The organism is Microvirga sp. RSM25, from assembly GCF_044784385.1.
GTDB lineage: Bacteria > Pseudomonadota > Alphaproteobacteria > Rhizobiales > Beijerinckiaceae > Microvirga > Microvirga tunisiensis.
Genome location: NZ_CP173039.1, coordinates 3,840,632 through 3,853,692, shown reverse-complemented (window position 1 = coordinate 3,853,692; position 13,061 = coordinate 3,840,632). Strand labels below are relative to the sequence as shown.

The 13,061-nt window shown below is 58.7% G+C and carries 11 protein-coding genes; 10 read left to right on the top strand and 1 reads right to left on the bottom strand.

What is annotated here, in order from left to right; genetic code table 11:
* Position 1 precedes the first annotated feature (1 nt).
* Positions 2-436, bottom strand: a complete 435-nt coding sequence (locus tag ACD578_RS18315) for a MarR family winged helix-turn-helix transcriptional regulator (RefSeq protein ID WP_404287277.1) — start codon at positions 434-436, stop codon at positions 2-4.
* Positions 437-495: 59 nt separating this feature from the next.
* Between ACD578_RS18315 and hmgA the strand changes: the two genes are divergently transcribed.
* The 10 genes from hmgA to ACD578_RS18265 all read left to right on the top strand — a co-directional run bounded on the left by hmgA (position 496) and on the right by ACD578_RS18265 (position 12,791).
* Positions 496-1,854, top strand: coding sequence for a homogentisate 1,2-dioxygenase (hmgA, locus tag ACD578_RS18310; RefSeq protein WP_404287275.1), 1,359 nt, complete (start codon positions 496-498; stop codon positions 1,852-1,854).
* A gap of 124 nt (positions 1,855-1,978) precedes the next feature.
* Entirely contained in the window at positions 1,979-2,434 is a 456-nt protein-coding gene (locus ACD578_RS18305; protein WP_404287273.1) for a hypothetical protein, read from the top strand.
* Between the two features lie 523 nt (positions 2,435-2,957).
* Positions 2,958-3,218: a PepSY domain-containing protein gene (locus ACD578_RS18300; RefSeq protein WP_404287271.1), complete on the top strand. Its 261-nt coding sequence runs from the start codon at positions 2,958-2,960 to the stop codon at positions 3,216-3,218.
* Entirely contained in the window at positions 3,218-3,880 is a 663-nt protein-coding gene (locus tag ACD578_RS18295; protein ID WP_404287269.1) for a response regulator transcription factor, read from the top strand. The genes ACD578_RS18300 and ACD578_RS18295 overlap by 1 nt, the downstream gene beginning before the upstream one ends.
* Positions 3,877-5,271, top strand: coding sequence for an ATP-binding protein (locus ACD578_RS18290; protein WP_404287267.1), 1,395 nt, complete (start codon positions 3,877-3,879; stop codon positions 5,269-5,271). The genes ACD578_RS18295 and ACD578_RS18290 overlap by 4 nt, the downstream gene beginning before the upstream one ends.
* Positions 5,272-5,362: 91 nt before the next feature.
* Positions 5,363-6,016 (top strand): tetratricopeptide repeat protein, encoded by a 654-nt coding sequence (locus ACD578_RS18285; protein ID WP_404287265.1) that lies wholly within the window; start codon positions 5,363-5,365, stop codon positions 6,014-6,016.
* A gap of 48 nt (positions 6,017-6,064) precedes the next feature.
* On the top strand, positions 6,065-6,490 hold the full coding sequence (locus ACD578_RS18280; protein ID WP_404287263.1) for a DoxX family protein: 426 nt from the start codon (positions 6,065-6,067) through the stop codon (positions 6,488-6,490).
* A gap of 733 nt (positions 6,491-7,223) precedes the next feature.
* Positions 7,224-9,722 (top strand): cadherin domain-containing protein, encoded by a 2,499-nt coding sequence (locus tag ACD578_RS18275; protein WP_404287261.1) that lies wholly within the window; start codon positions 7,224-7,226, stop codon positions 9,720-9,722.
* Positions 9,723-9,745: 23 nt separating this feature from the next.
* Positions 9,746-11,809: a TonB-dependent hemoglobin/transferrin/lactoferrin family receptor gene (locus ACD578_RS18270; protein ID WP_404287259.1), complete on the top strand. Its 2,064-nt coding sequence runs from the start codon at positions 9,746-9,748 to the stop codon at positions 11,807-11,809.
* Positions 11,810-11,867: 58 nt separating this feature from the next.
* Positions 11,868-12,791, top strand: coding sequence for a M10 family metallopeptidase C-terminal domain-containing protein (locus ACD578_RS18265; protein ID WP_404287257.1), 924 nt, complete (start codon positions 11,868-11,870; stop codon positions 12,789-12,791).
* The last annotated feature ends 270 nt before the right edge of the window (positions 12,792-13,061 follow it).

Below are 13,061 nucleotides of genomic sequence, written 5' to 3'. Positions count from 1 at the left end.
ATCAACGCACATTGAATATATGCTCGAGCCGCTCCAAGGCGTTTAGAACCGCCTCGGCTTCCGGCCCGAGCGCGTCCAGGATGTGGCATTCGAACGCCACGGCCTTCGGGACGATCTCTCGGTAAGTCTTCTGGCCGAGGGCTGTGAGAGACAGGATCTCCTCGCGCCGGTCCTCCTCGCTCGGGCGGCGCCTGAGCCAGCGCCTCTCCTCCAGAGCCCGCACCGCCCGGCTGACCTTGGTCTTGTGCATGGATGAGTGCTGGCCGATCGCCTTGGCGCTGATCGCCTCAAACTGGCCCAGCGTCGCCAGCACCCGCCATTCCGGGATCGTCAGGTCATGATGCGGACCATAGACCGAGCGGAAGTCTTGGGAGACGGCCGCCGCGATCCGGTTCAGCCGGTAAGGGAGGAAGTGTTCGAGTTCGAGTTTGATCATTGGTTGTTGGTTACAAAATGGACAGTTACAGTCGTGACCAACTCTAGGAGGTCGCGACCATGAATGTCCAGAACCCGTCCTTACAGACCCAGGCCGCCGGCCGGCTGCAGAGCGCCATCCAGCCCGGCTACATGTCCGGCTTCGGCAACGGCTTCGAGACCGAGGCGCTGCCCGGGGCGCTGCCGATCGGGCGCAACTCCCCCCAGAAGTGCTCCTACGGGCTCTATGCCGAGCAGCTCTCCGGCTCGCCCTTCACGGCGCCACGCACCACCAACGAGCGCTCCTGGCTCTACCGCATCCGCCCGACCGTCTCCCATTGGGGCCAGTTCCAGAAGGCCGATATCGGCCTGTGGCGCACGGCGCCGGCCGTCGAGGTGGAGGTGCCGATCGCGCCCATGCGTTGGGACCCGATCCCGATCCCGAGCGAGTCCGTCTCGTTCCTGGAGGGCATCCGCACCATCACGACGGCGGGTGATGCCGGCAGCCAGGCGGGCATGGGCGCACATGTCTATCTCATCACCCGCTCGATGGCGGACGAGTATTTCTACAATGCCGATGGCGAACTGCTGTTCGTGCCGCAGCAGGGCTCCCTTCGGCTGTGGACCGAGTTCGGCATCATCGACATCGAGCCGGGCGAGATCGCGGTGATCCCGCGCGGCGTGAAGATCCGGGTCGAGCTCACGGGCGGTCCGGCGCGCGGCTACATGTGCGAGAACTACGGCGGCGCCTTCACGCTGCCCGAGCGCGGACCGATCGGCGCCAATTGCCTGGCCAATCCGCGCGACTTCCTCACGCCCGTGGCGGCCTACGAGGACAAGGACGCCCCCTCCAAGATGTATGTAAAGTGGGGCGGCTCGCTGTGGGTGGCCGAGATGGACCACTCGCCGCTCGACGTGGTGGCCTGGCACGGCAACTACGCCCCGTACAAATACGACCTGCGCCGCTACTCGCCGGTGGGACCGGTTTTGTACGACCATGCCGACCCGTCGATCTTCACGGTGCTGACCTCGCCGTCGGAAACGCCCGGCACCGCCAACATCGATTTCGTGCTCTTCTCCGACCGCTGGCTGGTGGCGGAAAACACCTTCCGGCCGCCCTGGTACCACATGAACGTGATGAGCGAGTTCATGGGTCTGGTCTACGGCGTGTACGATGCCAAGACCGGCGGCGGCTTCGTGCCGGGCGGCATGTCGCTGCACAACACGATGCTCCCGCATGGGCCTGACATGGATGCGTTCGAGAAGGCCAGCAATGTGGAGCTGAAGCCGCACAAGCTTGAAGGCACGATGGCGTTCATGTTCGAGACGCGCTTCCCGCAGAAGGTGACGGCCTTCGGCGCGAACACCGAGTCGCTGCAGAAGGATTACGGCGCCTACGGACACAAGCTGAAGAAGCATTTCAACCCAAACCAGCGGTGATGGGGCACAGCATTCGACCTCACGCGGTTCCTAGGGAGAGGTCTGTCTCAGGATGAACAGACCGTCTCCGTTGGCCTAATCTTTGCGACCGTGGGAGCGAAGGCATCCCACGGTCGTCGATAGCATGGTTCCCTTAGCGGCCATTGATCCTGCGATCATCTCCAGGCTCGAAGCGCCTATCGCGATCCAGGCGACCCCCATTATCATCCAGGGCGTTTGCATCGTCTGCGCCACGTCCACGGACCTGTCGTACTTCGAGGAGATCATCCACCGCGCGGGTGCGTGTCCGGGTCTGGTGCTGATCCCGTGTCTGTTCTCTCGCCCGAGTGTCGGCTCGTGTGCGATCGTCTGCCCCGCGGCTGCGCCGCCCGCCATCGTCTGCGCGGGAATCGGCCTGATCGCCTCTTCCACGGCCCTGGCCTCGGCCGCCATCATCTCCGCCACGTCCCCCGCGCCCGCCACTGTCGTCGCTGGAGCGTCCGCTCCGGTCATGGCCACCCGGGTCGCCACGTCCGCCGTTATCATCGCCTCCGTGACTCCCTCCATTGTCATCGCCGCCTCTCGCTATTGCAGGCGATAGTGTTGCGCTAATGACCATTGCCGGGATGGCAGCCGTCAACGAAGCCAGGATCGTACCTAGGACCACAATGCCCGCTCCATTCTTGGTTCGCTTCAACATCGTCTCTCTCCCTTCATCCGCTGCGCAATGAGCGCCGGTGAGAAGGCAGCATGGATGAAGCAGGCCATGCGAACCTGATGGAGCGCGTCAGCGAAATATCAGGTTGGGCGTGCTATGCTGAGGAGCTTTGGAAGTTCCTATGATCCGGCGCCACCTCATCGTCCTGCTCTCGGCGACCTTGGCTTTTGTCGCGGCCGAGGCCGGTTGCCCAATGGCCACGTTTGCGAAGGATGGCGGGAGCGGTGGAGGGGGCGACGGAGGAGGCCACGATGGCGGAGATGGCGGCCACGGGGGAGGAGATAACAGCGGCAGAGGCAGTGGCGACAGCGGCTCTGACCGTGGATCCAACGGAGGAGGTCAGGGGCGGGGCCGCGGAGGGGACGACGATGCCGGGCGTGGGCGCGGTCGGGGTCGCGGCGACGACATGCCAGCTCCTCACGGATGGGGCAGCACCTCTTCCGAGAATGCCCGGGAAGCCGTATCGCAGGGTTGGGCCCTAGCCCTGAGCGCGGTGCTTCCGACCGTCTCACGCGCTGTTCCGGGTCAGGTCCTGGAGGTTGACCTGCGCCAATCCTGGGGTGGCGAGTGGCGCTATGAATTTCTCATTCTCACCCGGGATCGCCGCTATCAGGAGGTCGTCGTCGATGCCCGTAATAACCAAATCCTCCAGATCAGGAGACGCTGATGAGGGTTCTTCTCGTCGAGGACGAGCCGGCAATCGCCAGAGATATCCAGCATGCCTTGGTTGACACCGGATATATCGTGGACATCGTCCGGGATGGAGAGGAAGGCTGGTTCCGGGCCTCGACCGAAGATTATGATGCTCTCATCCTGGACCTCGGTCTGCCGAAGCTCGACGGCCTGTCGGTGGTGCGGCGGTTGCGGGAAGGGACCAGCACTGTTCCGATCCTCGTCCTGACGGCCCGGGGCTCCTGGCTGCAAAGGGTCGAGGGTATCGATGCCGGTGCCGACGACTATCTGACCAAGCCCTTCGAGATGGAGGAACTCCTTGCTCGACTGGCCGCCCTGCTGCGTCGGGTCGGGCGCCATGTCACTCCTCTCATCGAGGTTGGTGCTCTGCGCATCGATACGCGGCGGCTGCGGGTGATGCTCAATGGCAGGGCCATCGAGCTATCGCCCCTTGAATTTCGCCTGCTCAGATATCTGGCTCATAACCGGGATCGTGTCGTCGGCCAGAGCGAACTCGTTGAACACGTTTATGGATCGGACGAGCCGGAGAGCAATGCGGTTGAGGCCTTGGTGGCACGTCTCCGGCGCAAGATCGGGTCGGAAACGATCGGAACCCGGCGCGGCCACGGCTACATCATGGAGACGCCTGCGCCATGACACGAAATTCGATACGGCTTCGATTGCTTCTTGTCGCCGTCATGTCCATCGTGGCAACGATTGCCGTCGCGGGCGCTTCTCTTGTCGTGTTCTTCGAACGTCAAGTTCTCCGGTATGTGGAGCAGGATCTCAACATTCACTGGACGGAACTGGCAACGGCCTTCGGCACGGAAGGAGAAACTGGGCTCAGCCAGAAGCTGACAGACCCGCGTTATCACCAGCCTTATGGTGGAGCCTATTGGCAAGTCTCCGAAGATGGACGCCCAGTCATGCGCTCGCGTTCGCTTTGGGACAAGGAACTCCCCGCGACCGGCCCACGCGAAGGCACTGAGCGCGACAAGGCATTCGAGATCGACGGACCTGACGGTTCTGAGCTCTACGTGATCGAACGGGAGGTCACGGTGGATAGCGAGCAAGGCCCTCGCCGCGTCAGTCTTGCCGTCGCCCTTGATCACGGACAGGTTGTCGAATTGCGTCAGGCCTTCGGATGGGACGTGACCCGCGTCCTCATCCCCATTGCCGCCGTTCTTGTTCTCTTTGCCTGGGTTCAGCTTTCGCTGGGGCTTCGTCCGCTGCGGGCCGTAGGACATGAGCTGAATGCGGTTCAGACCGGCCAGATCCGGCGTATGACCCGACACTTTCCTGACGAGGTGGCTCCGCTCGTCGACAGCATCAACAAGCTCCTCGATCGGCAGGAAGGCCTCGTGCGCAAGGCTCGGGACCGTGCTGGCGCGTTGGCCCATGGGTTGAAAACGCCATTGACAATCCTCGGTGGTGAGATGCGTCGCCTTGAGCAAGCGGGCCTGCAGGATGTCGCAGGATGCATGCAGGAGCAGTTGGAATTGATCTACACGCATGTTGAGCGCGAGGTCGCGCGGGCCCGCACCAGTGGCGCATCGATTGGCTGCGGGGCCTATACGCAAGTGGACGAAACCATCGCTCGCCTTCTGAGACTGATGCAGCACATGCCACGAGGCGAGCGGCTGATTTGGCGGACCGGGATTCCTGCCGATCTGGCCGTCGACATGGATCCTCATGATTTCGGTGAGGTCATGGGCAATTTGCTCGACAATGCTCGGAAGTGGGCAAAGACCTGCGTCAATGTCCAAGTGGAGAGACTGGGCGATAAGGCTCGGATCGGCGTTGAGGATGATGGCCCCGGTTTCTCAGGTGACGCTCACGGAGAAAGGCCTGAGCGGGGTATGCCAGGACGATCCGAACCAGGCTCCAGCGGGCTCGGTCTTGGTATCGTGGAGGACATTCTGGCTGAATACGGAACTAGCGTCGAGATCGAAGGCAATGGGCGCTGTCGTATCGTATTCGACATCCCTCTCTGTCGACCGGGGCACGTCCAGAATGCGTCAAAGAGCGTAATGCACATGAGTTCGTAGAAGGAGAAACCATGAATGACCGACGGGTCCGAGCGAAGCCCGAGGTCCCGATGTTCTGAGTGAGTGGACTAAAACATTCCAGGAGGACACGATGATACGTCGCAGTGAAGCAATGCACCGTCTCGGATTGCTGGCAGGAGCCTTCGTCCTATCGATCGGTACCGCATGCGTTCTCACACCTGCCATGGCTGCAGGCGAGGGCGGGAACTCGGGAGGTGGCGGCGGCAACGCCGGTGGTGGAGGTGACGGCGGTGGCGGAGGCAATGCAAATGCCGGCCGGCAGGGTGGGCGCGACAGCGATGCTGGCTCCCTCAACATGATGACCTGCCCGAGGGGGCAGATTTATAGCCAGAGATCCCGTCGATGTGTCCAAGTCCGAAGTGAGGTTTTGACGGACGAGGCAGTGACAGATTACGCCTTCGCCCTTGCGCGGGCCGAGCGTTTCGATGAGGCGCTCGAGGTGCTCAACATGGTTCGAAACCCAGATACCCCAAAGGCGCTCAATTACCGCGGATACATCACACGAAAGCTCGGGCAAACCGAAGAGGGTATCGGCTATTATCTCAAGTCCGTCGCCATGGATCCACAATACGCCCAAGTGCGGGAGTATCTGGGCGAAGCCTATGTCATCCAGGGCAAGCTCAATCTTGCGCGAGAGCAGTTGCAGGTCATCCAGACATTGTGTGGTACCGAATGCGAGGAATACCGCGATCTGTCCGAGGCTATAGAAGCCGCTCCTCGATGAGACGATAGGAAGCTGTATAGTCCTCCGATGCGGTTAAGGACGACGACCATGATCAGGCTTCAGGCGCCGCTTTCATTCGCGGCAAGGCTCATGTTGGCGTTCATCTTCATTATCGAGGGCTGGAGCAAGATCGGATATTACGAGGGTACGGTACAATACATGGAAAACCATGGCGTACCGGGAATGCTTCTACCGCTCGTCATCTTAACAGAACTGGGTGGCGGTCTGCTGATCGCTTTCGGCTTCCAGACGCGTCTGGCCGCATTAGCCCTAGGGGGCTTCTGCGTTCTGACCGCCATCCTGTTTCATAGGAATATCGCGGACATCAGTGAGTTCATTCACTTCAACAAGGATCTTGCGATTGGAGGCGGCTTTCTGCTTCTCGCCGCATTCGGAGCTGGCGGCTGGTCGATTGACGCATTGCAATCTCGCGCACATCATCCTCAGACCTCATCCGAGATTAAGACGCTTTAGATTATAGAAGTTTTATGATCGACCGCTCTCGTCATGGCACGGCCAAAGACTCTTTTGAAGCCCGCGCGAGATCTGGATGCAGAGGATCGAGTGCATTCCCATTTAGGAACTGCAGTTGCCTCTCCAAAAGCTGCAGTCCGTCAGTGAGAATACCATGCCCGACATCGAGAGATGATTGAGATGGGCAACACTCTCATCCGACAAACTATTGGGCAACACCTCCTTCAATTTGAGCCTCCTGCGTCAGCAAGATCTGAATCTTGAGAGAAACCTATTGTTCGAGATATGAGCCGCGGAAGAAATCCGTGATCAACACGGAGGCAATCACCTAGAATTATTACAATTATAAGGATAGACGCCCATATATAGGCGTAGTTTTGAATAATTATAATTAAATCTTACCTATATATGACAGACTAGATGTATTCTAATATTTACTACTGCTATAGACTCCACTCGAATCTGCAAGTAGAAGCTGCTCCCCAGCAGGATCGCCGCTGCCGATCCACATGCCGATTTCCAAGTCCCGCTCTCATGCGGGCATGCGAGACAGCAAAGGGGAGCTGACGTGCCCACTTCCAAAACCATCACCATCGATGCATCGAGCGCTGCGAGCAGCGTCAATCTCGACACCTATTTCGCGACCTTTTTCCAGGGGCTGCAGACTGGGGCATCGAGCTACTACGGTGGAACAGCGGATCCCGCGCCCTTTGGATACCAGAACGGCACCCAGGTGGGCTTCCGGTACAAGGATGCTTCAGGTGCCGAAACCAACAAGCAGCTTCTAATTGAGGGCGAGGATCTCGCCTACGACTACGCTCATTATGGAGCGGATAAAGGTCACGGGATCTCGGGCACGATCAATTCGATCACGTTCGGTACTCGGGGGACCGCTCAGGCTGCAGGGCCGGCTGAACTGACTGGAGTCACTGCGGGCCTAGTGATCTCCGGATGGGACATCAGTTCTGCACCCGGTTCAGGAAACATTTCTACCAACCCCGTCTACAACCTGTACAACGCGTTGCGCAAAGCCGGTACTGATGCGGCGCTTGTCAATTCAGCTAATACAGTGCTGGACAGCTACGCGCAGAATATCATCGGTTCCGAGCACGCCGACACCTTCGTCGCCACTGTGAATGAGGACACGATCCGAGGCGGCGGCGGCAGTGACGTCATTGACGGCGGCGACGGCAATGACTTCGCCATCTTCTCCGGCCGGCGCTCGGATTATACCATCGTCCAGAACGGTGACGGCAGCTTCACGGTCACAGACGAGCGGACGACAGGATCGGAGGGGGCCGATACGGTCAGCCATGTCGAGAACTTCCAGTTCTCCGATACCTCCATCACCTCCGACAATCTTTTGGCCCAGCAGGGAGCCATCACCATCGATGCAAGCGGCGCCGATGGGATGGATTTCGAAGCCTTCATTCGTGGTGGCTTCGTCTCCGGGACGACGGGTGGAGGCCGCTTCTCTTTCGACAATTCGACTGCGTTCGAAGGCGAGGAAATGTTCCTGGGCTTCGGGCTGACCGCCGCTTCGAAATATATCCTCTCTCATGGCGACATTGAGTATAGCTTTATGCCTCACCACATTGTTGGAGGGACGATCAACACTATCGAGTATGGTGTGAGGGGATCTGGCGTCTTCGACAGTAATGGCTACTTCATCGGTGGTAGCGCACAACTGACGATAACTGGCCTCGAGTTGCTCAATGGTCTACCAGCGGGGCCGGGCGATACCGCCGGTGCTGCGGAAATTAGGGTGAGTGGCCCGGTCCATAATTTCGCCTCCACCAGTAGCCCGACGGCCTTGGGCATATACGCTGACGCGCTCGATACTTATGCTCAGAAGTTCATCGGTTCGTCCAAAGCCGACTTTTATACCGGTACGATGTTCGCGGACACGATCAGTGGAGGCAACGGTGACGATGTGTTCGGCGCCACCGAGGGCAGTGACGCGATTGATGGAGGGAGTGACTACGACCAAGTCATCTTCAGCGGCGCCAGAGCCGACTATACGGTCACGCGGCTGCAGGACGGTAGTTACACCATCGCCTTGAAGGGTGAGAAGGGTACGACGACCCTAAAGAATATCGAGGCTGCCACGTTTTCGGATGTGACACTTGATACCATCCGTGACGTTGAGCTTCCAGGCACCCCTCCAAGGAACGTGAGCCTCTCCGTTAATTCTGTCCTGGAGAACGTCAAGATCGGGGAGGATATCGGGAACCTCTCGGCTACCGACCTTGAAGGTAAAGCCTTGGAGTTCAGCCTCGTCGATGACGCTGGAGGCCTCTTCGGAATCGCCGGAACGTCATTAAAACTCAAGGGCAAGCTGGACTACGAGACTGCAGTGTCCCACAAGATCAGGCTCAAGGTCAGCGATGCGGACGGTCATGTCATCTTCAGGGACTTCTCGATCGGCGTCCGGAATGTCGACGAGGGCCCGGAGAACATTTCGATCTCGAAGTCCATCATCTCCGAGACGGCTGAGGTGGGAACCCGTGTCGGCACGCTCTCCGCCGTCGACCCTGAGGGAGGGGGCATCACCTACAACCTCATCGGGAACCCAGGTGGTTACTTCAAGCTGACGGATGGCAAGCTAACACTTGCCAAGGCACTCGACTACGAGAAGGTGCAGAGCCGCATCATTACCGTCGAAGCAAAGGACTCGACTGGCCAGTCGGCGACGCAGGCGATCAAGATCGATGTCGGCGACGTCACGGAATCGAAGGTCGGGACGGATCGAAACGACGTGCTGACCGGCAAAATCGGTCGGGACAAACTGTCCGGCGGCGCCGGCGCTGACAAGATCTCCGGCAATGGCGGCAATGATTATCTCTATGGCGGCAGCGGGAACGACAAGCTGACGGGTGGTCAGGGAGCAGATGATCTCTGGGGAGGATCTGGCGCCGATACTTTCATCTTCAAGTCGATCAGGGAAACGACTGTCTCGGGCGCTGGGCGAGACACGATATTCGATTTTTCAACGAAGCAGAAAGACAAGATCGACCTCTCCGCCATCGACGCCAGCGCGATAAAGGGCGGGAATCAGGCGTTCTCCTTCATCGGGGCGAAGGCGTTTGGCGGAAAGGCCGGAGAACTGCGCTACGAGAAGGCGAAGAGCGACACGTATATCCACGGTGACGTGAATGGCGACAAGGTCGCGGATTTCACGATCCACCTCGATGATCGGGTCAGCCTCTCAAAGAGCTACTTCATCCTTTAATCGCTGGAGGCCGGAGGCGAGCCATGCCTCCGGTCCTCCGATTGATCGCTCGTTGCCCGAAGGCTGCTTCTCCTGTGTTTTCGCTTCGCCCTGGTCGTTTTGGACTACACCTGATCCTGACCCTTTTCGCGAGCCTGACAGCGCCTGCCGAGGCGCAGGAGGTGATGCCGGGCGACGATACGACGATCGACCTCGATGCCATCACCGTCACGGCGACCAAAGCGGGTGAGCGTGCATACGACTCCTTGTCGCCATCGAGCGTTATCGGTCGCGAACGGATTGAAACCCAGATTCAGCCGAGCAGCACGGCTGATGTCTTGCGATTGATTCCAAGCGTGACGACTCAGTCGGCTCCAGGGGATCCGGGCATAGGCGTCAACGTCCGCGGGCTCCAGGATTTCGGCCGCGTAAATGTTCTCGTCGATGGAGCGCGGCAGAACTTCCAGCGCGAAGGCCATTCCGCCAAAGGAACTTTCTACTTCGATCCCGAGATGATGAAGTCTGTCGATGTGACCCGCGGGCCGGCCTCGTCGATTTACGGATCGGGTGCCATCGGTGGCGTCGTGAGCTTCACGACGATCGATGCGGGAGACGTTCTGCCCGATGGAGTCCATGTCGGCGGACGAATCAAGGGAACCTGGGAAACGAATGGAAACACCCCGCTTCTTCATGGAGAGGTCGCCGCACGCCCAAGCGAAATGTTCGATCTCCTCGGGGCTGCAACATGGCGCGATGCCGGGGATTACAGATCGGGGGATGGAGCCACGGTCGATTATACGGCGCAGGATCTTCTCTCCGGACTGTTCAAGATCCGGATTCGGCCGGCATCCGATCAAGAGCTAACGCTATCGGGGTTGCGGATTACGAACGACTTTGAAAACGGCCTTTCGACCCTCTATCGGACGCAGGCTGTTGCCGATGCCTTGACGGCAGGATACCGATGGACGCCGGACTCCCCCGTTTGGGACCTAAGTGCCAAGGTCTATTTCAGCGGGACGAATGTAAAGCAAACCACCTTGGAGGGTATCACAGCGGGAGCCGCCAAGACCTTCGACATCGGCACGACCGGGTTCGATCTCTTTAACACGTCCAAGTTCGATACCGGATCGTTTAAGCACGAGCTAACCTATGGTGGCGATCTGTTTAACGACAACGTCGACACGAAAGATCCCTTCGGAAATAGCGACCAGCTTACTCCTTCGGGTGAACGCCTTGTCTATGGCGCATTCCTTCAAGACCGCGTCGTATTTTCCGAATGGCTCGAAGTCATCGGTGCCCTACGATATGATTCCTATCGCCTGACAGGCGTCGATATCGAGAATGAAGGCAGCCGCCTTTCACCCAAGATCACAGTCGGGATTACGCCCTGGCAGCCGGTCACGTTCTATGCGAGCTATTCCGAGGGCTATCGGGCTCCTGCATTGACCGAAACCCTGATTGATGGGTTCCATCCGCCGCCGCTCAGCGCCGGACGTTTCTTCCCCAATCCCGATCTGAAGCCTGAGATTGCTCATAACATCGAAGGTGGTGTCAACCTGCGTTTCGATAATCTTATCGCCGAAGAGGATCGTCTGCGCATTAAATTCGGTGTCTTCCACAATCGTGTGGACGACTATATCGAACAGGTTTTCACGCGCTTCCCCGCCCCTGGGGGCTATCAGTATCGGAATATCGCCGAGGCGGTCATCGACGGTTTCGAAGCCGAGGGGATCTACGACGGCGGCTCCTATTTCGTTGGAATCGCGGGCCATATTCTTCGCGGCACGAATAGCCGAACCAATGAAGATCTCGTCAAAGTGCCACCGAACCGCCTGACAGGAACCGTCGGCTTTCGCGCTTACGACAGCCGGCTCGAGCTCGGAACCCGCGTGTCCCTCGTCGGCGCCAAGGATCAGGCAGAGGATTTCGGTTTCGTTGGTGATCCTTATGCCGTGGTCGATCTCTTCGCCAACTGGAAGGTTAGCGAGCGAGTGACAACGGGCCTCGTGATCGAGAACCTGTTCGATCGACAATACACCGAATACCTGAACGGGAATCCAAGCCCGGGTTTCAACGCCAAGGCGTCTCTGTCGGTCAAACTGTATTGAGGACAGAGAAGAGATACGTCACGCGTGGGATGGGCCACGCTGCTTCGAGGAGGCAGGCATGACAATGACCATCAGATTGACCGCAAGCAGCTCAAACAAAGGTGTGAGCTTCAATAGCTATATGAAAACTTATTTCAAAGATTTTTCATTTGAGGGATGGCCTTACATTCTCGGTGGTTCGGGAGAGTTCAAAGGAACCCAGATTGTTCTGCTCGACAACATGAACGGCCGAAATACCAAGGCCATCGTTCTCGACGGCAGTTCCATATCTTATGATCTTGCAAAGCATATTGTTAGCGGATCCGTAACCACGGTGCGCCTTGGCACCCTCGGGAACAGCTACAAGGAGCCGGGCGAGTTCACTGAGGATCCCGCAGGACGAATCACGAATATCTCGGCGCAGGTGCAGATCTCCGGGTTGGCGATTGCCGGAGCCGAATTCCACTCTCTGGTCTCCGGCCTCATGGGAGGAGCCAGTTCGAGCCGGAAGGCCAATCCGGCGATCCTCAATGCGGCGATTGCCGATGAGGCTCACAACCTTATCGGGTCGAGCGGCAGCGATACCTATACCGGGACCCGCTTCAGTGACCGCATCAAGGGCGGTGCCGGTAGTGACAAGCTGACAGGTGGGGCTGGAGCTGACGACCTCTGGGGTGGAGAGGGAACTGATACCTTCATCTTCAAGTCAGTCGGAGAGTCGACCGTCAAGAGTTCCGGGCGGGACACGATCTTCGATTTCTCCGTCCAGCAGAAGGACAAGATCCATCTGTCATCGATTGATGCCAATTCACTCAAAGGAGGGAACCAAGCCTTCGAGTTCATTGGCACCCGGGCTTTCAGCGGAGAGGCTGGAGAGCTGCAATACAGGAAAGCGTCTAGTGACACTTATGTGTCCGGTGATGTGAATGGCGATAAGATCGCGGATTTTACAGTCCATTTCGACGATGCCATCGATTTTAGCCAGAGCTACTTCGTCCTGTAAGGTGCTGCGGTAAGCGGAAGGCCTTGAAGGTCATTGCCTCTCGATCACCAAGGGCAGGATGATGATCGAGCCGCTCCTGCTATGAGCAACGCGTGGAATCCATTGTTGTAAACTCGGTTGACGGGATGGTGCGTGTCTGGGTTTGACCGAACAGAAGTCACTCTGGCTCCGTCTCGTTTGTGATCTGGTCCACGAGCAGTCTGGATCGCGCAATCTTTAATACCGATCAGAACCTGAACATGGCCCTTTAGAGCCCTGTCGCGCTCCCCT